This window comes from Acinetobacter sp. YH12096 (assembly GCF_013419215.1).
In the GTDB taxonomy this organism is placed as follows: Bacteria; Pseudomonadota; Gammaproteobacteria; order Pseudomonadales; family Moraxellaceae; genus Acinetobacter; species Acinetobacter amyesii.
In genome coordinates, this window is the sequence record NZ_VPAM01000029.1 from 1 (window position 1) to 24,780 (window position 24,780).

The 24,780-nt window shown below is 41.4% G+C and carries 27 protein-coding genes and 2 pseudogenes; 11 read left to right on the forward strand and 18 right to left on the reverse strand.

From position 1 onward, the window contains the following. Positions 1-254: 254 nt before the first annotated feature. The 3 genes from FTU36_RS12300 to FTU36_RS12310 all read right to left on the reverse strand — a co-directional run bounded on the left by FTU36_RS12300 (position 255) and on the right by FTU36_RS12310 (position 2,862). Positions 255-1,517: a hypothetical protein gene (locus tag FTU36_RS12300; protein WP_180118096.1), complete on the reverse strand. Its 1,263-nt coding sequence runs from the start codon at positions 1,515-1,517 to the stop codon at positions 255-257. Further along, the gene (locus FTU36_RS12305; protein WP_180026130.1) at positions 1,514-2,155 is read right to left on the reverse strand and encodes an ABC transporter ATP-binding protein; all 642 of its coding nucleotides are present in this window, start codon (positions 2,153-2,155) and stop codon (positions 1,514-1,516) included. Before FTU36_RS12305 ends, FTU36_RS12300 begins: the two co-directional genes overlap by 4 nt. A 110-nt stretch (positions 2,156-2,265) precedes the next feature. After that, complete coding sequence (locus FTU36_RS12310) at positions 2,266-2,862, reverse strand: TetR/AcrR family transcriptional regulator (RefSeq protein ID WP_180118098.1); 597 nt, start codon at positions 2,860-2,862, stop codon at positions 2,266-2,268. 95 nt (positions 2,863-2,957) lie between these two features. Here FTU36_RS12310 and FTU36_RS12315 point away from each other — a divergent pair, with 95 nt between their 5' ends. Beyond that, complete coding sequence (locus FTU36_RS12315) at positions 2,958-4,163, forward strand: oxygenase MpaB family protein (RefSeq protein ID WP_180118100.1); 1,206 nt, start codon at positions 2,958-2,960, stop codon at positions 4,161-4,163. 47 nt (positions 4,164-4,210) lie between these two features. Here FTU36_RS12315 and FTU36_RS12320 read toward each other — a convergent pair whose 3' ends face one another. The 3 genes from FTU36_RS12320 to def form a co-directional block, all read right to left on the reverse strand. Further along, a complete protein-coding gene (locus FTU36_RS12320) occupies positions 4,211-6,322 on the reverse strand; it encodes a TonB-dependent copper receptor (RefSeq protein WP_180118101.1) in 2,112 nt (703 codons plus the stop codon). A 72-nt stretch (positions 6,323-6,394) separates the two neighbouring features. Beyond that, positions 6,395-6,823 carry a DUF2946 family protein gene (locus FTU36_RS12325; RefSeq protein ID WP_180118103.1) on the reverse strand — a complete coding sequence of 143 codons (429 nt, stop codon included), beginning with the start codon at positions 6,821-6,823 and terminating at the stop codon, positions 6,395-6,397. Between the two features lie 81 nt (positions 6,824-6,904). Further along, complete coding sequence (gene def / locus FTU36_RS12330) at positions 6,905-7,435, reverse strand: peptide deformylase (RefSeq protein WP_078191459.1); 531 nt, start codon at positions 7,433-7,435, stop codon at positions 6,905-6,907. A 119-nt stretch (positions 7,436-7,554) separates the two neighbouring features. Between def and FTU36_RS12335 the strand changes: the two genes are divergently transcribed. The 3 genes from FTU36_RS12335 to FTU36_RS12345 all read left to right on the forward strand — a co-directional run bounded on the left by FTU36_RS12335 (position 7,555) and on the right by FTU36_RS12345 (position 10,602). Next, positions 7,555-8,709 carry a LysM peptidoglycan-binding domain-containing protein gene (locus FTU36_RS12335; RefSeq protein ID WP_180035143.1) on the forward strand — a complete coding sequence of 385 codons (1,155 nt, stop codon included), beginning with the start codon at positions 7,555-7,557 and terminating at the stop codon, positions 8,707-8,709. Between the two features lie 110 nt (positions 8,710-8,819). Beyond that, positions 8,820-10,001: a DNA-processing protein DprA gene (gene dprA / locus FTU36_RS12340; protein ID WP_180118105.1), complete on the forward strand. Its 1,182-nt coding sequence runs from the start codon at positions 8,820-8,822 to the stop codon at positions 9,999-10,001. A gap of 31 nt (positions 10,002-10,032) precedes the next feature. Further along, positions 10,033-10,602, forward strand: coding sequence for an L-threonylcarbamoyladenylate synthase (locus tag FTU36_RS12345; RefSeq protein WP_111885874.1), 570 nt, complete (start codon positions 10,033-10,035; stop codon positions 10,600-10,602). A 438-nt stretch (positions 10,603-11,040) separates the two neighbouring features. Here FTU36_RS12345 and FTU36_RS12350 read toward each other — a convergent pair whose 3' ends face one another. Further along, positions 11,041-11,922: a DMT family transporter gene (locus tag FTU36_RS12350; protein ID WP_180079238.1), complete on the reverse strand. Its 882-nt coding sequence runs from the start codon at positions 11,920-11,922 to the stop codon at positions 11,041-11,043. 122 nt (positions 11,923-12,044) lie between these two features. Between FTU36_RS12350 and FTU36_RS12355 the strand changes: the two genes are divergently transcribed. The 6 genes and pseudogenes from FTU36_RS12355 to FTU36_RS12375 all read left to right on the forward strand — a co-directional run bounded on the left by FTU36_RS12355 (position 12,045) and on the right by FTU36_RS12375 (position 16,009). Further along, positions 12,045-12,803 (forward strand): helix-turn-helix transcriptional regulator, encoded by a 759-nt coding sequence (locus FTU36_RS12355; protein ID WP_180118107.1) that lies wholly within the window; start codon positions 12,045-12,047, stop codon positions 12,801-12,803. A 144-nt stretch (positions 12,804-12,947) separates the two neighbouring features. Beyond that, entirely contained in the window at positions 12,948-13,493 is a 546-nt protein-coding gene (locus FTU36_RS12360; protein WP_111885877.1) for a glutathione peroxidase, read from the forward strand. Positions 13,494-13,692: 199 nt separating this feature from the next. Further along, complete coding sequence (locus FTU36_RS16765) at positions 13,693-13,821, forward strand: hypothetical protein (RefSeq protein WP_257223143.1); 129 nt, start codon at positions 13,693-13,695, stop codon at positions 13,819-13,821. 142 nt (positions 13,822-13,963) lie between these two features. Further along, a pseudogene (locus tag FTU36_RS16770) lies at positions 13,964-14,071 on the forward strand (RcnB family protein); the annotation flags it as partial. 143 nt (positions 14,072-14,214) lie between these two features. Beyond that, positions 14,215-14,838: a hypothetical protein gene (locus FTU36_RS12370; protein ID WP_180005336.1), complete on the forward strand. Its 624-nt coding sequence runs from the start codon at positions 14,215-14,217 to the stop codon at positions 14,836-14,838. 157 nt (positions 14,839-14,995) lie between these two features. After that, positions 14,996-16,009, forward strand: a pseudogene (locus FTU36_RS12375) (pirin family protein). 7 nt (positions 16,010-16,016) lie between these two features. Here the strand turns inward: FTU36_RS12375 and FTU36_RS12380 are convergent. After that, on the reverse strand, positions 16,017-16,484 hold the full coding sequence (locus FTU36_RS12380) for a hypothetical protein (RefSeq protein ID WP_180035140.1): 468 nt from the start codon (positions 16,482-16,484) through the stop codon (positions 16,017-16,019). A gap of 105 nt (positions 16,485-16,589) precedes the next feature. Between FTU36_RS12380 and FTU36_RS12385 the strand changes: the two genes are divergently transcribed. Then, entirely contained in the window at positions 16,590-17,033 is a 444-nt protein-coding gene (locus FTU36_RS12385; protein WP_180035139.1) for an AAA family ATPase, read from the forward strand. A gap of 6 nt (positions 17,034-17,039) precedes the next feature. Here the strand turns inward: FTU36_RS12385 and FTU36_RS12390 are convergent, their stop codons facing one another. The 10 genes from FTU36_RS12390 to atpB all read right to left on the reverse strand — a co-directional run bounded on the left by FTU36_RS12390 (position 17,040) and on the right by atpB (position 24,777). Next, on the reverse strand, positions 17,040-17,345 hold the full coding sequence (locus FTU36_RS12390; RefSeq protein ID WP_168378803.1) for a hypothetical protein: 306 nt from the start codon (positions 17,343-17,345) through the stop codon (positions 17,040-17,042). 143 nt (positions 17,346-17,488) lie between these two features. After that, the gene (locus FTU36_RS12395) at positions 17,489-17,968 is read right to left on the reverse strand and encodes a DUF2846 domain-containing protein (RefSeq protein WP_078191471.1); all 480 of its coding nucleotides are present in this window, start codon (positions 17,966-17,968) and stop codon (positions 17,489-17,491) included. A gap of 130 nt (positions 17,969-18,098) precedes the next feature. Further along, the gene (locus FTU36_RS12400; protein ID WP_078191472.1) at positions 18,099-18,518 is read right to left on the reverse strand and encodes a F0F1 ATP synthase subunit epsilon; all 420 of its coding nucleotides are present in this window, start codon (positions 18,516-18,518) and stop codon (positions 18,099-18,101) included. Between the two features lie 26 nt (positions 18,519-18,544). Continuing rightward, positions 18,545-19,939 (reverse strand): F0F1 ATP synthase subunit beta, encoded by a 1,395-nt coding sequence (gene atpD, locus FTU36_RS12405; protein WP_078191473.1) that lies wholly within the window; start codon positions 19,937-19,939, stop codon positions 18,545-18,547. Positions 19,940-19,968: 29 nt separating this feature from the next. Next, the gene (gene atpG / locus FTU36_RS12410; protein ID WP_078191474.1) at positions 19,969-20,838 is read right to left on the reverse strand and encodes a F0F1 ATP synthase subunit gamma; all 870 of its coding nucleotides are present in this window, start codon (positions 20,836-20,838) and stop codon (positions 19,969-19,971) included. An 88-nt stretch (positions 20,839-20,926) separates the two neighbouring features. Then, a complete protein-coding gene (atpA, locus tag FTU36_RS12415; RefSeq protein WP_078191475.1) occupies positions 20,927-22,471 on the reverse strand; it encodes a F0F1 ATP synthase subunit alpha in 1,545 nt (514 codons plus the stop codon). Between the two features lie 42 nt (positions 22,472-22,513). Next, the gene (locus tag FTU36_RS12420) at positions 22,514-23,050 is read right to left on the reverse strand and encodes a F0F1 ATP synthase subunit delta (protein WP_078191476.1); all 537 of its coding nucleotides are present in this window, start codon (positions 23,048-23,050) and stop codon (positions 22,514-22,516) included. 12 nt (positions 23,051-23,062) lie between these two features. After that, complete coding sequence (locus FTU36_RS12425) at positions 23,063-23,533, reverse strand: F0F1 ATP synthase subunit B (protein WP_078191477.1); 471 nt, start codon at positions 23,531-23,533, stop codon at positions 23,063-23,065. 38 nt (positions 23,534-23,571) lie between these two features. Continuing rightward, complete coding sequence (gene atpE / locus FTU36_RS12430; protein WP_000424060.1) at positions 23,572-23,817, reverse strand: F0F1 ATP synthase subunit C; 246 nt, start codon at positions 23,815-23,817, stop codon at positions 23,572-23,574. Between the two features lie 84 nt (positions 23,818-23,901). Next, positions 23,902-24,777 carry a F0F1 ATP synthase subunit A gene (atpB, locus tag FTU36_RS12435; RefSeq protein ID WP_078191478.1) on the reverse strand — a complete coding sequence of 292 codons (876 nt, stop codon included), beginning with the start codon at positions 24,775-24,777 and terminating at the stop codon, positions 23,902-23,904. Between the last annotated feature and the right edge of the window lie 3 nt (positions 24,778-24,780).

Below are 24,780 nucleotides of genomic sequence, written 5' to 3' on the forward strand. Positions count from 1 at the left end.
CTATATTACTCTTTATTTCTAAAGAGTCAACCAGTAATTCAAATTATTTTTAAACTTATCAAATAAAACCCAACTTAATCAATTCAACCAAGTCATTGTTTTATCAGAAGTTTTAATCTTCATCACCGCCGATGGATGTGCATTCTACAGTATTTCACATTCGTTGCAACACCCTTTTCCATTTATTTTTAGTTTTTCATTACGTTTGTTTATTTATTCTACTAAATCAGCGTTTTTTACTTAAAAAAGTGTTTTTAACGTACAGAAAGCATGCAATACGCCACAGGCACCCATAAGATAAGCATTAAAACTGGCATAACACCGTGCACTTCTTCAGGCTTTCTATACAACCACTGAATAAATGGAATGGCGATACCAAATAATGTCGCCATTAATAGCACATCAACGAATCCACCTTTCAGCAGTAGCCACATCAAGACTGGCACACTCATCATTAAGCCAATCATCAATAAAACACAGTATTCGTATTTCCTGAGCTGCCAAAGTGTGAACCCTTGAATGATCCAGAATTGTTCTGCACATTCAAAATTTGATTTTAGGTCCATTTTTATCACGCCTAGATTGAATAAACTCAGTGCAATATAGATGGCACACATCAATTGGAATAATTGTGAAGCAGTGAAATCAAGGCTCATGATGTTCCAAGTATCCGCCTGCGTGGCGAACCAATACAAAATCACGACCGCTGTAACCGAAATACCAATACTAACAATACGATGGGTTAGAAATCTTTTATGAAATGCCTGACGAATAATGAGTTTATTTTGATTGAGCCAGAGTGGGCTATATTTCTGTATCACAAATACGCTAGGTACCTGTAGCTTTATTGGTTTTGATTTCCTACCGAGCAGCCAAAATTTTATCGCAGCTATACATATGCAAGTAGATAACAACACCGCAACGAGTTGAGCGTCCAATATAGCTAGGCTCAAAATGGGCAAATATGTCAAAAGGCAGACTAAGCCGAAATATTGATTCTGTTGTAAAAACAGGATTTGTATGATTAATAAATTAAAGATCCAAAGAAGCATCAATACACTAATACCAATGGAAGCCAAAAGTTCATACTCAACCCAAACATATAGAAGCGCTAAAACAAATGGCAGTATCAAAAAAAAGCTTAAACTGCCTAAAAATTTGATTTCCACTGCAAAGCGACTTTTGAGTGTGATGGGCAATAGCGCTAGATAGCGATACCCTTCTCCACCGCTCAAAGCTTTACGCTGTATTGAACACCAAAATACATTTAAGGCAAGAAAGCCAGTCCAAAGAAACAAATTCGTGATTAATGATTTGCAATAAACCAAATCAATAATGGGCTGCACTAAAGATAAGAGCAGTCCGAATATCATTGGCCCGAGAATTAATGTGACTAAAATAAGTAAATGCTTTTGCCGTGCAACAGCGTCTGCTGTGGTTTTGACATAAAATGTCCATCGGTATTTCAAAAGCGTTTTTATAATTATTCGCTGCCCAACATGTCTTTGTTTATTCATGCCGCCTGCTCATTGGACTTTAGCCGATCTAGCTCGATGATTTTTGCTGCAAGACTGTCTCTAAATACATGATCATGACAAGACAATAGAATCAATTTCGATTGGCTTTGCTGTAAAAGTATGCTTGTTAATTCAGCCAAGGCGTTTTGATCTAAGCCATTGCTCGGTTCATCCAAAATCAGTAATGGTGCCGTGGTCATTAAGGCTGCGACCAATAAAAACTTTTTGGTAGTACCAAAAGACATTTCAGCAAACGGCGTGGCTAAATAGTTTTCTAATTTAAATTTTTCAATGAAGATTTGATACTGCTCATGCGCTATCCCTCGAATATCACACATTAAATTCAAAAACTCCTGCCCTTTTAAAAAGTCATAAATAGGGCTTTTATCTGGCACATAGGCCACAAGTTTCTTGTATTCATTGTTATGAGGGGCATATTGCTGATCATTAATCAAAATATTGCCTGCATCAAAATCCAACATCCCAGCAATCATCGCAAGTAAGGTGGACTTCCCTACTCCATTCTCAGCAACAACAGCGACAATTCCGAATTCGCTTAACTCTAAATTTAAATTTGAAAATATACATTTTCCCGCAAAAGATTTGGACAATTGCTGCAAGCTCAAAGAAACCATCATGATGTTCCTGATTTATTATCTTAAGTTATTGATTTATTATTAACCTATCTTCACATATCTTGGATCAGAATTAAATAGATTCTTTAATAGACAAATTTATTTTTTCAGTGTTATACACTATCTAAATACGCCAAAATCATCTTCGACAATTCAACTTTAAGCTGTTGTTCTGTAATTAAAAAATTATTATTGCTTACGTATCGCATCATGGTAAATAAAGTACTGTTAATGATCACAAAAGAACGATGTTTCAGCGTTTCAAAGTTCCAATGTGAATAATAGCGATTAAATAAATACATCCCAACTTCAAAAAAATGCTTTTCCAAAACCTGAGAGGCATCTGAATGACTGTATTGATGCCAATGTTTTAAGATCTCAATGAAGAAGCCACGATCAGCTTTCAACATATCAAAGCCAAACTGAATACAAAGTGGGATCACCTCATAAATACTGTGCTGCTCTTGCTCCACGACTATATTTTTTAGTGCGAACCCCAATTGTTCTGATTCTCTGAGCAGTAACTCTTCTACGATTTGCTCTTTATTTTCAAAATATTGATAAATCGACCCAACGCTCACCCCAGATTTTTCCGCAATTTTGGGCGTCGTCAGCTCCAGTAAACCTTGTTCTGCAATACACAACTGCGCAGCTTGCAAAATGCTTTCCACAATCATTTTCGCGCGTTGTTGTTGTGGTCTTTTTCTCATTGTACGGCTCTCCAATGCGATAGTGTTATGCGAATTGAATGCGAATAAATATTCATATTAGTGTGATATGCAACAATAACATTGAAGATCAAAACATGACCACTCACTTCAATACCCGACTGACTTCATTTCAGGCCATGCAGCAATCTAATCTGCTGAGTTTTCTACTGTCTTATTTGACGGGTCAGGCTGCACAGCCAAATTACGCCCAATATCTTGACCTCAATAAAGCCTTGCAATGTGGTGACCCACAGATGGAAAAAGTGCTCACGTGGATGATGCAGAACCCTAAGCAGCATCGTGAATATTTTGAAATCGCTCTATTTAAAGGTGTCGAGCAGCTTCCCTTTTCTATTCCTGAACTCGAGCATTTTTTTAAGCATGTTGAACAAACACCGCCGTGGGTAGAGCCAGAAAAAATACAGCAAGCCCTTGAGTTCACCCATCGACTCGGGATTAACAATGGCTTTATTTTGCGAGACCTTTCACTCATGGTCGGTTATCTCTTCCCCGGTTTCAATCAGCCACTCATGCTGACCGGTGCTTTAAATAAACAAGCCGGTACACGTCTAGCTGAAACCACTAAATGGTGGGTAGATATCACTGAAGAACGAGGACTCAAACGTTTGCATGCAGGATTTACATCGACGATTTATGTGCGTTTTATTCATGCTTTGGTACGGCATCAACTCCAAAAAGGTAAAGACTGGGATTTTGCGACGTGGGGGGTGCCGATGAATCAATTTGACTTGGCGATGACCAATCTTGCCTTTAGCAGTGTGGTACTTTTGGGCATTCGCGCTTTAGGGATTTTTCCATCAAAACAAGAGACTGAAAGCTTTTTGCACTTTTGGCGTTATGTGGGTTGGTTGATGGGTATTGATGACAAATGGTTAATTGAAAAAGAATCTGATGGTTGGAAACTGTTGTATTGGATGCAATTTGTACATCCTCAATCTGATGCAAGCAGTATGGCTCTCGGCGCCAGTCTCTCTAAAGAACCTTTTGAACGACAGTACAAATACCTCCGAGCACTTCAGCAAAAACTGGCTTATCGACAACATCTGGAGCTGACACAATTTTTTATTGGCAAAAAACGTATGCACAAATTAGGACTCAAACCCCAGTCCGCCGCATGGTTTGCCTATTATTTATTAGCTAGAAATCTCGTCCTGTATTCAGGCGCTAAGCATGTTCCGAGTTTAAATCAAAAATTACAGCAAAAAGGCCGTGCGATTCAAAAACTCGGTTTAGCACTGTATCAAAGTAAGGCCAAACAACTGGCGAGTATGCACCAATAAAAAAAGCAGAGCGATCGCTCTGCTTTTTGGATGACAAATATCAAGATTTAGAATTTCATCGAAATGCGTGCCCAATAATTGCGACCAATATTATTAAACTGTTGATCGGTCGCTAAACCTGTCCCTGCATCACCCAGTTTATTTAGATGTTCGGTATAGGTTTTATTCAAGAGATTATCTACACCCACAGATACATCTACACCCTCATCAATATGATAAGTACCATTTAAAGACAGTGTGCCAAAACCTGCACTTTCTTTCAGGTCATAACCCACGATATTGCCTTGGTACGCACTGATACGATTTTGCCCATCAACAACACGCCATAACGCACCCAAAGTATAATTATCTTGGATATAACGTAGGTTGATACGTGCTTCTAAAGGTGAAATTTGTGGTAATGGCTTGCCATCTGTGGTGTTTTTTCCCCACGCATACATGGCACTCACATCAGCCTGTAAAGCATCGGTAAATTGATAAGCAATACCAACTTCTGCACCTGCAATCGTTGCATCCACATTGCGAGTATGCGCCTCTAAAGGATTTTCTTTACTCTGAGGCTTGTTTTCATCTCTCAGTTTGTAATTCGTCAAAATATAATCATTAATTAAACCTGCATAAGCCGATGCCCAAGAGCTGAATGCACCATGTTCATGTTGATAGCCAAAGTCCAATTGAAGGGTTTTTTCAGTATCAATGTGATTAAACGTATTTTTATTTCCGTTACCCGACAGAGGACTAAACAATTCCCAATAATCAGGCATGCGTTCCACATAGCCTAGACCGATATAGGTTTTACCATTGTCATGTTCAGGGTGTTTATTTTCAAAACGAATAAAAGCACTTGGCAATGTTTCATTCAGCTCCGTGTTATAGCCACTCGCTTTCGAAGCGGCACGCTCATCTTTCACTTGCACTTGATCGAGACGAAGACCTGAAACCAACTTATTGTTGTCACTCAATTGATAACTGACTTCTCCAAAACCGCCATAGGACTGAAATGCCATATCTCGCGTTAATGGCTTATTCATCGAAGGCATCATTTTCGACGTCATGCTGCCGGCATGCTTATTATTCTGCGTATCCAGTCCAGTAATGAACTGCAGCTTATCCCATTCATGCATTACCGCCATACGTGCATTTAATGTACGACGTGTAACCTGCATCGCCATTGGATTCGGCATTAGCATAGTCATACCATGATGGGTCATTTCAGCTAAAGGTGGCTCACGCAAACTAAAGTTGTCCATGATATGGTCGTTATAACTATAGTTGACCTGTGCTTCGATTTTTTTAATCACCTCTGTGACATTCTTTTTCTCGACACGAAGGCCTAAGCTTTCACGGGCAAATTGCGAACCATCCATTGAACGGCCTGCGTATACCGCCTCACCATCGGCTTTACCTCCAGTAAGTTCTACCCATGTATCTTCATTTGGCGTCCAACCGAGTGCCAAATCTGTATTCCAGCGCTCCCAGTCTGACGGCACAGCATTACCATCTCCATCTTGGTAGCTGTCTGCAACAGAACGGCTGGCATTTAGACGGACATATTTATGTTCATCGCCCACAGCCGCTTCGATATTATGATCTAAACGACCATAAGAACCGATCATCACACTGGCTTGACCACGGTAGTTTTTATCAGCATCCAACTGTTCAGGTTTACGTTCAAACAAGACTGTTGCAGCAGAACCTGTATTGGCATATTGAACCGTTTGAGGTCCTTTAATTACTGAAATTCGGTCATAACTTTCAGGGGAAATATAAGACGTTGGTGCATCCATACGATTTGGACACGCCCCGAGATTTTCTGTGCCATCGGTCAAAATTTTAATGCGTGAACCAAACATGCCACGGAAGGTTGGGTCTGCATTGGTTCCCCCATTTTTAATGGCACTAAACCCCACAATACTTTTTAAATAATCGGCCCCATCACTGGCAGGTATCGGTTGAATCGGCTGTTTGGGATTGGCACGAACAATCAGGCCATTGGCATCATTCCCCTGATGTGATGTCACCACAATCGGTGCCAAAGTCTGTACTGCATTGGTTTCCGTCATCTCTACGGACATCTCGTCAGCCATCACCGTAGTTGAATAGCAGGCAATACAAATTGCAGCCGCAAGAGGCTGTAGAAAAAATTTAGGCTGAGCCATGTTTATCTCACAAAATACATAAATAAAGGCGTACCTGAGTCCTCAAAGACCCAAGTTTAAAAAACGTCGGATTTATACAGCGAGTGGCGGGGCTCGACCTTGCGGAAGTAAAAAGAGTTGTTGAAGAACAAACCAGACATGCTTGAAAGCTTTTTGAAAAGCAATTAAACGAACTTGAATTCGATCAAGCACTTCTTTCACATCAAGTTCAGGGGGCAAAACCAAATTGCCATAGACCGTACAATACTGACATTGATGACTGGCATCATGTTCATGGCCAGTATGATCGACTTGAACTTGCTCAGCGTGAGCGGAAGATGAATGGTGTGAATGTGCGGTATGTTCAGCATGAACATTGGGAAGTAAAAGTGCACGCGTAATGGTTTCGCAGACCGGAGCAACTTGATATTGCTTGGGCAACAATGGCTGTAAAAAAACAGCAATCTGCAAAAAAACGGCTGCAAAGGACAGCAGCACTCCACTACGAAACAATACAGGCAAACCCTAACATTTGTCTGACCCAAGTATAACAAAGCCCAATCGAAATTGGGCTTGTCTCAGGTATTTTTTAACCGCGATCAATTAACGTTTAACTGCGACTTTATCTTTTTGACGTTGGCGAACCAATTTTTCCACTTTGTCACGTGCACGTTGACGTTTCAAAGGTGAAAGATAGTCGACGAACAACTTACCATTTAAGTGATCCATTTCATGTTGGATACAAACTGCGAGAAGTCCGTCCGCTTCCACTTCAAATGATTGACCTTCAAGGTTAATTGCCTGAATTTTTACACGTGACGGGCGCTCAACTTTATCGTATATTTGAGGCACTGATAAACAGCCTTCTTCATAGGGCTGCGTCTCTTGCGTCAATGGCGTAATTTTGGGGTTAATAAACACCATGGGTTGATCTTTTTCTTCAGATAAATCCATGACTATCAGCTGAATATGGTGATCTACCTGTGTTGCTGCCAGGCCAATTCCCGGTGCTTCATACATAGTTTCAAACATGTCGGCTGCTAACTGACGAATTTCATCAGTAACTTCTTCGACTGGTTTTGCAATGGTACGAAGACGGGGATCGGGGAAACTTAAAATAGGTAATAAGGCCATACGACGTCCTCACTTATGCCATTGATCAAAAAACAAAATGAAGGAATGCTTCATCAAAAAATTGTGTGTAATATCGTTATTATAACGCAGTTACATACATAATTTTAGGAATTATGATAATGAAAAAGGTTTTGAAGGGCATGCCAACTTTTAGTGCCTTGGGGTTTAAAAAACAATTATTGGCACTTACAGTCTGTGTAAGTGTGGGGATGGGAATGGTCAGTGTTGCAGAAGCTGCCCCTGCTCGTAACGTCAATCCACCGTCATTGAAGGCAGGTGCGCCTCAAGTTTATGTGGTGAAAAAAGGCGATACGTTGTGGGATATTTCCAAGCGTTTCTTAAAAAATCCTGTGCGCTGGCCTGAAATCTGGGCGAGCAATAAACACGTGAAAAATCCACACTGGATTTTCCCAGGTGACCGCCTATTAATGTGTACCTACAATGGCCGCCCAATCATCGGCAAGGATGAAGGTGATGGCTGTGAAGGTATTATTCGTCGCTATACAGGTGGCACTAAACTTCAACCACAAGTTCGTGTTGAATCCCTAAATAGTGCGATTCCGGTTATTCCATTGGAATATATTAAGCAATGGCTTGAGCGCAGCATGATTGTTGCCGCTGATTCTGTTGAAGGTACACCTTACATTTTAGGTACAGCTGATCAACGTGTATTAGCTGCCAAAGGCCAAACAGTTTATGCACGCGGCCAAGGCATGCAAGTCGGTCAACGTTATGCTGTTTATCGTGAAGGCGAACCGTACATCTTTACCGATGCAAACGGCAAAAAATACAACGCAGGTTTAGAACTGACTCAAGTCGCTTCAGGTGTTGCCGTTCGTGGTGAAAATGACATTACCACTTTAGAACTGACCGACACTTATAATGCCGAAGTTCGTCGTGGCGATCGTGTTCTTCCTGAATATGACCCAATGCTGCCAACGCTGTTCTATCCAACCAATGCTGAAAATGTCACTGCTGGCGGTAGTATTGTTCGTGTCATGGGCTCGATTGGTACTGCAGCGGTTCACAGTGTGGTGACGATCGACCGTGGTAGCTTGCAAGGTGTTCAATCTGGTCAAGTCTTTAGCGTGAACCAAAAAGGTGAAATCGTGACTGATCCGAAAACCAAAGAACGTGTTCAACTTCCAGGACAACGTATTGGCAACATCATGGTATTCAAAGCGTTCGATAACTTAAGCTATGCTTATGTACTTGAAAGCGAATTACCAATCAAAGTGGGTGCAACGATTCAGCCGCCACTGATGGATGACTAAGACCAAATCCATAAAAATGAGGCTGTATTTCAGCCTCATTTTTATTATCCAACAACGATATCACTGATAATTTTAAACCATAAAAAGAAGACATATTCAAAGGTCTCATTATGCTCAATTCATTAACTGACTTGCATTTAGATTACATTCGCCTGTGGTTTGTGGTGCAACACTCACTTCGTAGTTTCTATAAAATTCAGCAGCACTATCCTGCCCTACACCACGCCCTTAAGCCTGATCAAATCACCACATGGCAAAAATTAGGACTGCATAAAAATCATTTACAGCGCTTTGAAGAATTTCATAATCAAAGTGGACAGCTTAGCTTTGAAAAATGTCTCAAGGATATTCAACAATACAGTGACTTTGTACTGATTCCTGAAGATATAAACTATCCACAACAGCTGTTACCTTATAGCGACAAGCCGCCCATTCTATTTGGGCAAGGTAATGCTCAAGCCTTGATGCAACCCCAAATTGCGATTGTTGGTAGCCGCAAACCTAGTCCCCAAGGTCGGCAAATTGCTTATGATTTTGCTTATTATCTAAGTGAGCAAGGGTTCTACATCAATAGCGGTTTAGCACAAGGAATTGATGAAGCGGCACATCGCGCTGCCATACAACACCACAGAACCATTGCCGTGATGGGCACAGGTTTAGATCAAACTTATCCGACCGCACATCAGCGTTTAAGACAAGAGATCATCCAACATGGTGGGACCGTAATCAGTGAGTTTCTTCCACACACTCCACCCCTGCAACACCATTTTCCACATCGAAATCGTATCGTCAGTGGGCTCAGCCTTGGTGTCATCGTGGCGGAAGCGGCATTAAAAAGTGGTTCACTGATCACAGCTCAACGCGCTGCCGAACAAGGCAAATCTATTTTTGCCATCCCAGGCCATATTTATAGTGAGTCGCATCAAGGTTGCCATCAACTCATACGCGAAGGTGCAATTTTGATTGATCATCCACAACAGGTCATTGAAGACTTAGCATTGGCAACACAGTGGCAATCACAAGCTGCCGAAACATTAACAACCACCGAAATAGCGACACCCGAAACAGCAACACCGGACACTCCACCACCCGAACCCATCCCAGAACATTTAATTGCGCTGTATCGGCAACTCGATTGGGTCGGCCAAAGCCTTGATCAATTGTCCATTCAACTCAAAATTGATACCGCGACATTGACCAGTCAACTGATGGAATTAGAGTTAATGGGCTATGCCACACAACAAGCCGGACACTACTTACGTTGTAGAATGGGTAAATTAGGTTCACAATAGTCCTTTGTCGAATCAGATAAGGTCTATAGAAATGATTACCACCTCTGTTGCAGAAGCAGCTTCCTGTCTTAAAAAAGGTCAGGTTCTCGCATATCCTACAGAGGCTGTTTGGGGATTGGGCTGTGATCCCTACAATGAGCAAGCCTTTCTCGAAATTTTGCGCTTAAAACAACGTCCCATTGAAAAAGGCGTGATTTTATTGGCTGCCAATGTCGCTCAAGTTGAACACCTGCTTCAAGGCTTAACAGAAGATATGCGTCAGCAAGTCATTGCGACATGGACCAACCGTAAACCCAATGAACGTGCAACTACATGGTTATTACCGGCTGGCGACCATATTCCAACATGGATTAAAGGCAATCATCCAAAAGTCGCAGTCCGTGTGACTACCCACTCTTTATGTGTGGCTTTATGCCAAGCTTTTAATGGCTTTATTGTGTCTACTAGTGCCAATCCTGCAGGATTAACCCCTGCACGTTCCCTACAAGAAGCCAATCAGTATTTTGCCAATGAACTCAATTATTTAAATGGTGATCTCGGCCTAAGCCAAGAACCAAGCAAAATTATTGATGCTGAAACAGGTGAAATCATCCGCGCATAAGCTCGGATGCCTGTCTATACCTGCCTTTTAGAAAATACAAACAAAAAAAAGCTCAGCCATATAGGGATGGCTGAGCATAAAAAAAGGATGTGTATAAAATCACATCCAGAGGGTCTTGCAATCTCTGGGTAAATATCAAGTAATTATTAAGAATTACTTCATCATTTACGATGAAAGTATTATGTAATATTTTTTTAAATTTAACAAATATATTTTTTATATAAATAAAACTACTGATAAGCACTTTATTTGTGATTTTATAACCACTTAGTCAAAATATGTATCTATTTTTGATTGATTTTTAAGACGAGAATTTGTTTTTTTAATTCAGTTTTACACTCAAAAAACCATTTTCAAAAGATTTGCTCTATAAAAAATAAGCTTGTTTGTTTATTTTTTAATCAAAAATTCTCATAAATTTTCAATTTTTTACTAGCTTTACTTACGCTGTGCCAAGATCACCCCAGTAATCGCCATCACTGTGCCGACGGTATGATAAATCATCCACTGCTCAGCCAACCAGAAATAGGCAATAATCGCGGTAAATACCGGCATCAAATTCATAAAAATACTGGTGCGATTCGGGCCGAGATGTTGTACAGCCAACATCCATACCAACGGTGCAATCAGTGATGGAAAAATTGCCGCATAAAATACACTTGGCGCATTGGCAGGATTAATCGCGTCTATGCCTAAATACAATACGAATGGCAAGTGATATAAAACGGCAAAGAAAATTTGTACATATAAGCTCAACAGTAGCGGAAGTTTCAATTGCCATTTTTTTAAAAACACCCCATAAAAGGCATAAAAGAACACTGCGAAGATCATGAGGATATCGCCGAAATGTCCGCCCATATTCAGTAATTGACTGAAATCTCCTTGCGCAATGACAAACAATAGCCCCGTAAATGAAATCGCACAGCCCAAGATGGCATAGCGATTAGGCACATCTTTCAGTATGAAAAATGCAACGGCAATCGTAAAAACAGGGATAAAGGCATTGATGATGCCCATATTGGTCGCCGTCGTATAATGCGCAGCGGTATAGCCCAAGCCTTGATATAACACCATGCCAAAAGCACTCAGCACAGCCAATTGCTGCCAATGCTGCCCGATAAGCTGTCTTTGCTGCCAAACGGTTTTGAGCATAAAGGGGGTTAGGATCAAAAATGCAATAAACCATCGATAAAAACTGATACTGACTGGTGAAATATAATCAGTTACATAGCGGGTGACGGTAATATTTAACGACCATATAAATACTGCGATCAGAGGCAAACAAATTGCAAATTTCGCCCAACGCGCTTGAAGCAACATGTCTGACTCCTCAATATATCGTGCAAAGATTGGTCTAGGTATTTTGAGTGATGTCTGTTTTAATTGAAATACATGATTTCAGACATTTATATTGTAGTTCAGACATCGACACCTAGGCATATATGACATCAGCACCGATTGAACAACAAATCGAGCTTTTTGAAGCGCACTACACCACATTAGATACGGTCTATCCGCACAGTTGTCTTTGGGGTGATTTTAATTTTTGTCTCGATGGTATTTTCGAATATGAGATACAAGGGCAACACCATCTCTCACCTGCCAGTTATGGGGTGTGGATTCCCCCACAGACAGAACATTGCTCAGTCGCGATTGATGAGCAACCCATTCATTATGTGGCAATCCGACTAGCACCTGATCTCTGCATAAATTTCCCCAAGCAGACGGAAGTATTTAGCATCCAGCCTTTCTTTCGTTTGTTGGTGCAAGAAATTTTGGCCTTTCCTACAGAGCAACATACCACACCACCCTATCGACACCTACTACAGGTCTTATTCGACCAGTTAAAAACTGCACCCAAACATCAACATTATTTGCCGCAAAGCCATGATGCGGTGTTAAAGCCGATCTTGGCGCAGCTTGCAGATGTAGATCATTTTAGTTTGAGCCTACAACGATGCTTAGCCAATGTCGGTTTGAGTGGGCGTCAGTTACTGCGGCTGAGTCAGAACGAACTGCAAATGAGCCTTTCTGAATGGCGAAACCGTGCAAAAATTATTTATGCCATTCAACAACTCCGCGCTGGTCAGTCTATTAAAGCTCTCAGCTATGAATTAGGGTATCAACACAGCTCAAGCTTTATTGAGTTTTTTAAACGCTATACAGGAAAAACCCCAAACCAACACCGCGCCACTAGTTAAACGTCAAGCACTCAAGCAAACATCAGCTCGAATTCTGCAAACTACTACAAAAATTATGCGAAAAGCCTATAGATAAAAGCTTGCTGTTCACCAGATTTCCCTTTAAAACAAGGATGAAAGGCACAACTTTAATTAGGAACGAATATGTCAGCTTCAGTTTACGATATCCCGGTAAAAACGATCCAAGGTGATGACACCACACTCAATCAATACCAAGGCAAGGTTTTATTATTGGTCAATGTAGCCTCTAAATGTGGGCTAACACCGCAATATGAAGGCCTAGAAAAACTCTATACAGAGAAGAAATCACAAGGTTTTGAAGTCTTAGGTTTTCCTGCCAATAACTTTTTAGAACAAGAACCTGGTTCTGAAGCTGAAATTCAAGAATTTTGCTCAATCAACTACAAGGTTGATTTCCCACTTTTTGCAAAAATTTCTGTGGCAGGCGCGGATAAACACCCACTTTATCAAACCTTAACCCAAGCCATCCCTGAACGCATTGGTGAAGGCCCATGGTGGGATGATTTAGTTGAATACGGTTTAACTCCAAATCCTAAGCCTGAAGTGCTCTGGAACTTTGAAAAATTCCTCGTGAATAAACAAGGTGAAGTTGTGGCTCGATTTGCACCTGACATCAAGGCAGATGATGCACGTATTGTCGATGCCATTAATGCTGAATTAGCCAAATAATTCGCCAATATCTCAATCTCTCAGTTAAGATTATTATGATTTTAACTGAGATTGATCATTTTAAATTATCATATATTGATAATTTACATACTTTATCCATTATTTTAATATTTCACATACACATTGTTCAAAGCTTCCCTGTAAATACTCATTATGATGAGTCTTATCAATTCACATCCAGCAGTAAACAGGTGAACTTATGAATACATTAATGAAAGCTATCGTTTTATCTATTTCGACAGCACTTGTTGCTGCTCCAGCAATGGCTGCACCGCAAAATAGCCAACAACATGCACCTGCGCATAACCAAAATACGATAGCTCAATAACACACTAAACAAAAACACACCGGTAAAAAACCAAAGTCAGAACAAGAAAAAAGCTGTAAATCCTTCACATGATTGGCGTTCTGGACAAAAAGTACCTTCTGAATACCGTGGTCATAGCTACAAAGTAGACCACACCAAATACAAAAAATTATCTAAACCAGGCAAAAACCAACAATGGATTAAAGTGAATAGTGACTACATTTTAATGAATGCCATCAGTCACGCCATTATCAAAATCATTGCGGGTTAAACCCACCAAAACATCAAAAGAGGGCAAATGCCCTCTTTTTTTTGTTCAAGCGATTATTTTGTTATTGCTTTGCAACAATCTATTTTTAATCCACATTCTGCCCCTATATTCAAAGCATAGACTTAACACATAGTGATGATTGAATGAAAAAGCTAGTGCAGAATGCCCTTCTCCCTTTTGCCATTTTTAGTGGTGTTTTGGTGCTGATTGGCTGTGAACCTGCCACAGCACCGCAACAGGAACAAGAAATCGCAGCAGAAAATGATCGCCCTGCAACAACATCAACAAACGAAGATCAATCTGCGACACAAAGTCAGGCGACAGATCAAAGCCAATTAAAAAGCGGCAATATGTTTTATATCGTTCGCGATGTTGCGGATATGCAACTTAAAGCCGGCAATTATGTTGAACAACTCAAACAAACGCAGGTCGATTTAGAAGCCGCAGTCAGCAACCAAGATCATCTCCAATTGCAAAAAGCGGCAACCCAGCTGCAACAGCAGCTCAAAGGTTTCAATCAAGCATTGAATGATCTAAATCTAAAAAGCACTGAAATTAATGATATTCGCAGCAATTTACAGGCAGCGAATCAGCAAGTATTGGCCTCACCTTTTCTCAATGGACAAGTCGATTTAAGCAAAGTTGATTTTCAGAAAATTCAAAATCAAATGGGCAATATTCAAGCTGAAATGCTGAAATTGGCAGGTATGTTGATCCAAGATCAAGCTGGAAAAAGCTCATCTACTGCACCCACTGAAACTGAATAAATAGCGAAATCTAGCATTTCCATTGCATTCCACCTGTTTTAAATCAAAAAAGCGTTAGACCTTGAGCTAACGCTTTTTTCGTACAGTTCCGCTATAGAACACGACTGTTTTTCCTTTTAGATTAATGCTTAATAATAAAGCCAATGATGGAACAGTTATGTCAAACGCTGTGATTTATAACATTACACCCATTACCTTTCGTTTAGATTTAAAAGATCCTTTCTTATTTACTGCCCATAATATTGATCATTTTCCTGCTGCGAATACAGACATGGGGCCAAAAACAGCCGCCGAGAAAGATGAATTCAATATGTACTATGGCGATGTGGTTCCAGGTTTTCCAAAGCATCCACATACTGGCTTTGAAACCATTACCTTGGTCGAACAAGGCTATGTCGATCATTTCGATTCATTAGGCAATGGCGGACGCTATGCTGCTGGTGATGTGCAATGACTGTCCACAGGCAATGGCGTTGAACACTGTGAAATGTTCCCCCTACTGCATGAAGATAAAGCCAATCCTTTTGAACTTTTCCAAATTTGGTTTAATTCATCGGCTGAACAGAAAACCCATGATGCCGACTATAAAATGTTTTGGCGTGAAGAGATTCCTCACGTCTTTGAAACCGATAGTGAAGGAAAAAAATCGGATATTCGCGTGATTTCAGGGCAGTTCAAATCCACCGATGCCATTTCCCGACCGACACACTCATGGGCGGCTGCCGCAGAAAATAAGGTCAATATTTATTTAATCACCATGCAAGCAGGTGCAGAGTTGGTGATTCCCGCAACAACAAGTAGCTCAAACCGTTTTGCTTATTTTTATCAGGGCAATACATTAGAAATAGAAGGTCAAACCATTCAGATGAAGCATTTGGTTGAACTCCAATCAGATGCCGACGTCCATCTCAAAGCAGGCGGATTAGAAGCACGGATTCTGTGGTTAGAAGGTGAACCGATTAATGAACCCGTGGCGATGCGCGGTCCATTTGTGCTCAATACCACTCAAGAACTCGATGCCGCGTTTAAACGCTATCGTGAGACCCATTTTGGCGATTGGCCTTGGCCGACACCAGCACCGGTCTTCAAACGTGATCAAGCTCGATTTGCCAGTTATGAGGGCGGTAAACGTGTAGAGCACCCAGAGCAGGAAAACTCACAAGCGTCTTAAAGTTCAATTAGTTGGATTGAGCAAATTCATAGGTATTACAGTTTTTATCTTGTCCAAGTGCGCGCTGAACATCTTGTTTAAAACGTGCTTGGGCAAAGGTATATTGCTTCGGCAAAAATAAGGTAATACGTGTCGTCTGTGGATCTAAACTTTCGACCAACATTTTATGCAAATACGCCCCATGTTCAGTCCGTGCCATTAAAGTCCCCTGCTCCAAATGCTCTTCTAAACGATTGTCGGTATAGACGTAGCGATTGTTCGCAGTAAACGCAATACAGTGATTATAGGCTTGTCGCAGATTTCGAAAGGCAGTCAAATATGGGATCTCAAGCTCCGTACTGATGCCATTATCAACCGATTCAGCGACAAGTGCAGCTTCAGTCGGAAGATTGGGTGTCGTCACGTATTGGCTTTGGCATGCAAGGAGCAAACCACAACAAAGACACAGCGATAAACTGGTAAAAAATTTGAGCATACAGACCTTTGTAACTTGTTCTTATTTATTTTGCAGCGATTGTAGCAAAACTGCGTTGCTGATTTAATACCCTATTATTCATTCCATGCTTTCATTGCAGACACCATGCAGCTGATTATTTTTACAGGCGTTCAAGCCTCTGGCAAATCAACCTTTTACATGTTGAATTTATATCATAGCCATTTACGTATTAATTTGGATATGTTGAAAACCCGACATCGGGAAAATATGATCTTTGAAGCAGGTTTGGCATCCAAAACAAAAATGGTGATTGATAATACCAACCCAAATCGGGAAGCTCGTGCTCGCTATATCCAACGTGCAGTTGATGCTGGGTTTGAAGTTATTGCTTATTATTTTGAAACCGATTTGGACAGCACCTTAAAGCGCAACAGTTTTCGTGAAGGTAAAGCCCATATTCCAGAAGTTGGCGTGCGTGCAACCTATCGAAAGCTTCAAGTTCCGTCACAGGATGAAGGCTTTGATCAAATTTTTAAAATTAAAATTATCAGTCACGGTGAGTTTTCAATTTTACCCATGCATGAATAACGAGCATTAACCTGCTTTTTGGCTATCTTGCCATTTTTTAAAAGCCGATTGCATGGCCTGACGCTCATATGGTTTCACCAAACGACTTTCTAATGAAGCAAAATCACCTTTATAGGCAGCAGCGACCATCGATTTTGCCAGTTCTTGAATACTCACGCGCCCACGGTGTTCATATTGCTGGACTTCTTCATGGGTGAGTTCAACATCCCAACATGACACTACAGAACTGAGATCAACCGCAATGCTCAAGTAATATTGATCAAAATCTTGATAAAGTTCCCAAAAATGCGGCTCATAGGCGATAAGGTTCATGGTGCAAGGCTAGCTGATTGAATTTAATCACTATAAAGATTGTATTGAGTAAAATATATTCAACTTTAGATTGATCAGTTTTTCAAAGAATTTAGGGATAAAAAACTACCCTTTCGAGTAGTTTTTTATCTACATATGAACCTTTATTTCAATGCGATGGTGGCTTTGCTGCAATTACCGCCTTGTGCAAATGCATATTCGCTAACGGCCTTTTTTCCTGTTTGCTCATCAACCAGTTTTAAATTTGCCCCACCTACAAATGCGCCCATTTTAATAAATTGCTGAACAAAATATTGTTTACCTGCTTCAGTTTCAATATCCAAATGGTTAGGTGAAAATTCTGATTCAGTCGAAATTGTATGTTTTTGATTACCCACTACTTCTTTATAAAAAAATACTCCACGAGAGGTTTCACCTAAACATTCCCCATCTACCCATACATCTTTCTTTAAGGCAGCGCCTTTCACAGAAGCTGAGCGATATACATAAATTCCTGCATTGCCTTCTTGTGGGGCATTTAGTTGTTTTACTGCTGCTGAAGCATTTTGATCTGCTTTAGGTACGGATGCACACCCAACAAATCCCAAAGATAATAGTAATGTGAAAAAGATTTTATTAGACATCATTAATTCCATTGATATATTTTTAAGCATATGAAAAATAACAATTAATCAAAATATAATCAAATTTATTTATTATTCAGCCATAAAAAAACCACCCTTTCGGGTGGCTCTTTCAATCTCAAACTGCGTCTTATTGAGCGCGGTTTTTGATTTTGCGGATGGTTTCCAACTGAGCAGCAGTTTCTGCAAGAGCAGCCAAAGCAGCAGCTGAGTCCAAGTCGCTCTTTTGATTTGCTAACAATTGTTCAGCTTGTTTACGAGCTTCAATAATTGCTGCTTCATCAAGGTTGTCAGCACGTACTGCAGTATCTGCAAGTACAGTAACAACGTGCGGTTGAACTTCTAGTACACCACCTGATACATAGATTAATTCTTCTGTACCATTTTCAAGCAGAACGCGGATTGCGCCCGGCTTGAGCAAAGTTACTAGTGGTGCATGGCCAGGCATAATACCCAACTCACCACCAGCACCTTTAGCAATTAGCATAGTTACAGTGCCAGAGTACAAAGACTCTTTAACACTTACAACGTCACATTGCATAGTTGACATGAGAATCTCCTAAATTAGGTAACTAATTAAAGTTTCTCAGCTTTAGCAATAACTTCGTCAATACCACCAACCATGTAGAACGCTTGTTCTGGAATGTGGTCGTATTCACCAGCTAGAAGACCTTTAAAGCCACGAATTGTTTCTTTAAGCGGTACAAGTTTACCAGGAGCACCAGTAAACACTTCAGCTACGTGGAACGGTTGAGAGAAGAAACGTTGGATCTTACGTGCACGGTATACAGTAAGTTTGTCTTCTTCTGCCAATTCGTCCATACCAAGAATTGCGATAATGTCTTTCAATTCTTTGTAACGTTGAAGAACGTTTTGAACTGAACGAGCGATTTCGTAATGCTCAGTACCCACTACAAGTGGATCTAACTGACGTGAAGTAGAGTCAAGTGGATCGATCGCTGGGTAAATACCAGAAGATGCGATGTCACGGCTCAATACAACAGTCGCGTCCAAGTGAGCGAAGGTAGTAGCAGGCGATGGATCTGTTAAGTCATCGGCAGGTACGTATACCGCTTGGATTGACGTAATAGAACCAGACTTAGTAGACGTAATACGTTCTTGAAGAACACCCATCTCTTCTGCAAGAGTCGGTTGGTAACCTACTGCAGATGGCATACGACCTAGAAGTGCTGATACTTCAGTACCCGCTAGTGTATAACGATAGATGTTGTCGACGAACAATAGAACGTCACGGCCTTTACCGTTTTCGTCTTTTTCGTCACGGAAGTACTCAGCCATCGTCAAACCAGTCAACGCTACGCGTAAACGGTTACCTGGTGGCTCATTCATCTGACCGTAGACCATTGCTACTTTGTCTAGAACGTTAGAGTCTTTCATTTCGTGATAGAAGTCGTTACCTTCACGAGTACGTTCACCAACACCAGCAAACACAGATAAACCTGAGTGAGCTTTCGCGATGTTGTTGATCAACTCCATCATGTTTACAGTTTTACCAACACCGGCACCACCGAACAGACCAACTTTACCACCTTTAGCGAACGGGCAAAGTAAGTCAATTACTTTAATACCAGTTTCTAAAAGGTCAGTAGAAGCCGCTTGTTCTGCATAAGAAGGCGCTTGACGGTGAATTGGTAAACGAGCTTCAGTACCAACAGGACCAGCTTCGTCGATAGGGCGACCAAGAACGTCCATGATACGACCTAAACATGCAGTACCTACAGGTACAGAGATAGGCGCGCCAGTGTTAGTTACAGTAAGACCACGCTTAAGGCCTTCAGTAGAACCCATTGCAATAGTACGAACTACGCCATCACCAAGTTGCTGCTGAACTTCTAATGTAGTTTCAGTACCATCAACATGGAGAGCGTCATAGATCTTAGGAACGCTGTTACGTTCAAACTCGACGTCGATAACCGCGCCGATGATCTGAATGATACGACCGCTACTCATTGCTGTCTCCTCAATTCAAACTAATAATGTTAAACGGCAGCGGCACCACCAACGATCTCAGAGATTTCCTGAGTAATCGCGGCTTGACGCAGCTTGTTATAAATAAGTTGTAGGCTCTTGATCAATTCACCCGCGTTATCAGTTGCAGCTTTCATTGCAACCATACGAGCAGACTGTTCACATGCGATGTTTTCAATCACACCTTGATAAACCATAGACTCAATGTAACGAACCAATAAACCATTTAAAAGCTCTTCAGCTTCTGGTTCATAGATATAGTCCCAACCGTATTGACGGTTTAGACCTTCGCTTTCCTCAGCAGCTGCTAAAGGAACAAGCTGTTCGATTTTTTGGTTTTGAGTCATGGCGTTGACAAAGCCGTTTGACACTAGATAAATACGATCTAACTCGCCTTTATCAAACGCGTCTAACATCACCTGTACAGAACCAGTTAACTGTTCAAGACTCGGAGCATCACCTACGTTTGTAGTTGCACCAAGCACTTTACCGCCGTAGTTTTTAAAAAACGAAACCGCTTTTTGACCAATTAAAGCAAATTGAACTTCAATTGACTGCTCTTGTTGCTGTTGTACGTGTTTAACCACTTTCTTGAACAAGTTAATGTTCAAACCACCAGCAAGGCCGCGATCTGATGACACAATGATATAGCCAACGCGCTTAACCGGGCGTTCAACCATATAACGGTGTTTGTATTCAGGGTTCGCTTGTACCAAATGAGCAATTACACGGTGCATATTTTCGGCATACGGACGGCCCTGAGCCATGCGCTCTTGCGCACGACGCATCTTAGAAGCTGCTACCATCTGCATCGCGCGAGTAATTTTCTGCGTGCTTTTGATACTAGCTACTTTGGCGCGAATTTCTTTTAAATTTGCCATACGCTTAACCTAGTATTCGAAAGCCCTTTCGAGCTTCCGAAGGTTGATCCGTGAACCAAACCAAAACCAGATTCAACACAGTTGAATCTTAGTAAGTTTGAGTCGCTTTAAAGCTTTCAATACCTGCTTTGATTGCTGCTTCGATTTCTTTATCATAAGCACCAGTCTCGTCAATTTTTTGCATTAACGCAGCATTTTCTGAACGGAAGTAAGAGATCAACGCAGCATCAAATGCAACGATTTTCTTCACTTCTACGTCAGCCATGTAGCCTTCGTTAGATGCATAAATTGAAACAGCTTGGTCAGCAATTGAGTATGGAGCATATTGTTTTTGCTTCATAAGCTCAGTTACACGTTGACCATGTTCAAGCTGTTTACGAGTTGCTTCGTCAAGGTCAGAAGCGAACTGAGCAAACGCAGCTAATTCACGGTATTGCGCAAGAGCGGTACGGATACCACCTGACAATTTTTTGATGATCTTAGTTTGAGCAGAACCACCAACACGTGATACAGAGATACCCGCGTTCACAGCAGGACGAATACCTGCGTTGAATAATGATGTTTCTAAGAAGATCTGACCGTCAGTAATCGAAATTACGTTTGTAGGTACGAATGCAGATACGTCACCGGCTTGAGTTTCAATAATCGGTAATGCAGTTAATGAACCAGTTTGGCCTTTAACTTCACCGTTAGTGAATTTCTCAACGTAGTCAGCAGATACACGTGAAGCACGTTCAAGTAAACGTGAGTGTAGATAGAATACGTCACCAGGATATGCTTCACGACCTGGTGGACGACGTAGAAGCAATGAAATTTGACGGTAAGCAACAGCTTGTTTAGACAAGTCATCATAAATGATAAGCGCGTCTTCACCGCGGTCACGGAAGTACTCACCCATTGTACAACCAGCATACGGAGCAAGATACTGCATCGCTGCAGGATCAGCTGCAGCAGCTGCTACAACAGTTGTGTACGCCATAGCGCCAGTTTCTTCTAGCTTGCGCACAACGTTAGCGATAGTCGATTGTTTTTGACCAATTGCTACGTATACACATTTAATGCCAGAATTTTTCTGAGCGATGATCGCATCGATCGCCATAGCTGTTTTACCAGTTTGACGGTCACCGATGATCAACTCACGTTGACCACGACCAACAGGGATCATTGTATCTACTGATTTATAACCAGTTTGTACAGGTTGATCCACTGATTGACGCCAAATTACGCCTGGTGCTACTTTTTCAACAGCATCAGTAAGTTTTGCGTCAATAGGGCCTTTACCATCAATTGGGTTACCAAGAGCATCTACTACACGGCCTAAAAGTTCTGGACCAACCGGAACTTCTAATACACGACCTGTGCAACGAGCTTTTTGACCTTCTTGAAGGCTTAAGTAGTTACCTAAGACAACGGCACCCACTGAATCCTGTTCTAGGTTCAGTGCCATACCAAATAAGCCGCCGTCGAATTCGATCATTTCACCGTACATTGCATCAGCAAGGCCGTGAATGCGCACAATACCGTCGGAAACCATAACAATGGTCCCTTCGTTCTTAGCGGTCGCGCTGGTGTCCAGATCGCCGATACGCTGTTTAATGAGCGCACTGATCTCGGATGGATTCAGTTGTTGCATTGCGCTATACCTCAATCTTTTTAAAGTTCAGTCTTCGAGCTGTTAAGCAAGAAGACGAGTCCGCATTTTTTCAAGCTTGTTAAGCGCAGAATCATCTATCACTTGGTCGCCTGCACGAATAACTACACCCGCGATTAACGCTGGGTTAACTTCTACAGAAACATTTACGGCAGCTTCGAATTTTTTCTCTAATGCATGCGCAAGTAATTGTTCTTGTACAGAAGTCAATGGGAATGCAGATTCAATCACTACATCCACAGTATTGTTATTCTGTGATTTGAGCTGTTCGTATTCTTCTGAAATTTCAGGAAGAAGTGCCAGACGGTCATTATCGGCAAGCAATGTCAAAAAGTTTGACACTGCTGCTGTCTGGTCTTCACCTAAAACTTTTGCGAAAACACTTACCTGCTCAGCAGGAGTAAGCTCAGGGCGATTTAGATAAGCTGAAAATGCTTCGTCTTGCACCGCAGCACTGAGCAAGTTCAATGCATTTGACCAAGCGTCAGTTGCATTTTGCTCAGAAGCGTAAGCAAATGCTGCTTTAGCGTATGGGCGTGCCAACGTCAAGAGTTCAGCCATAATCCGCCTCTCTTAAAGTTTAGCAGCCAGCTGAGTCAGCATGGCATTGTGAGCTTCTGCGTCAACTTGCTGGTTCAGAATTTTTTCTGCGCCAGTAACTGCAAGAGCAGCAACTTGTTGACGTAATTCTTCGCGAGCAGCATTGATTTCAGTATCAACAGCTTCTTTAGCTTGTTGACGAATACGCTCACCTTCAGCCGCAGCTTGAGTACGCGCTTCTTCTACCAATTGCGCACCACGACGGTTCGCTTGTTCGATCAATTGAGCCGCTTGTGCTTTAGCCGCGTCTAATTCAGCTTTCACTTGTGCTTGCGCATCCGCAAGGTCAGCTTTTGCTTTTTCAGCAGCGTTTAAGCCATCAGCGATTTTACGCTGACGCTCACTAATCGCATTGATTAGTGGTGGCCATACAAACTTCATGCAGAATGCGACAAAAATCGCAAATGCAATCGCTTGGCCAATCAATGTGAGGTTGATATTCATTGCTATTCCTCAATAGTTTAATTTAGGAATTAAGCTGATTAACCTACAAATGGATTAGCGAAGATGAAGAACAAGCCAATACCAACACCGATCATAGGCACAGCATCAAGAAGACCTGCGATTAAGAACATACGAGTTTGAAGTTGTGGAGCCAATTCTGGTTGACGAGCAACAGCTTCTAAGAAACGGCCGCCTAGAAGACCAAAACCAATCGCAGTACCTAAAGCACCAAAAGCGATCAAGATAGCAGATGCAATTGCAACTAGACCTAAAGTGAGTTCCATGATAATTCCTCAGAGGTTAGGTTTATACCAAATTAAGTTAAAAAATTGTGTGCCCAACCACCCTTTGACAGTTGAGCAATACCATTAATGCTTTTCGCTAGCCATACTCATATATACGATAGTCAACATCATGAAAATGAATGCTTGTAACGTAATAACAAGAATATGGAAGATCGCCCAAGGCACAGACAACGCCCACTGGATCCAGAACGGTAGTAATGCGATCAAGATGAAGATCAACTCACCCGCATACATGTTACCGAACAGTCGAAGAGCCAATGAGATTGGACGTGCAATAAAAGTTACTAATTCAAGAATAATGTTTACTGGAATAAGTAATGCTTTTAAAACTGGGTTACTTGGGTTAAATGGGTTAAGTGCAAATTCTGCACCGAATCCGACAAGACCTTTCTCACGGATACTATAGAAAATAGTTAACGCAAATACTGACAATGCCATACCAAGGGTAATGTTAGGATCAGTAGATGGAACGATTTTGAAGTAAACGTGGTGAGGATCCATACCAAACACGTTAGCACCGATCAATTGAGCTGTATAAGGAATCCAGTCAACAGGGATCAAGTCCATCAAGTTCATGAGGAAAATCCACACGAAGATGGTCAACGCTAACGGCGCGATTAAGCGCGATTTGCCATGGAAAGTGTCACGGACACTTGAGTCAACGAACTCGATAATCATTTCGATTGCAGACTGGAACTTGGTCGGAACACCAGAGTTTGCAGCTTTCGCTACAACCCAGAACAACAAACAGAAAACTATACCAAGGCCAATAGACCAACCCATTGAATCCAAGTGAATAGCAGTGAACCCCATCTCTTGAGCTTCTTTAGCAGTCTCAGCTAACTTCCAAGTACCATCTGGCATTTTGCCATAGGTCAAGTTAGTCAAGTGATGCTGAATGTACTCGGTCGAAGTAAGGGCATGTTCTTCAGCAGCCATAAA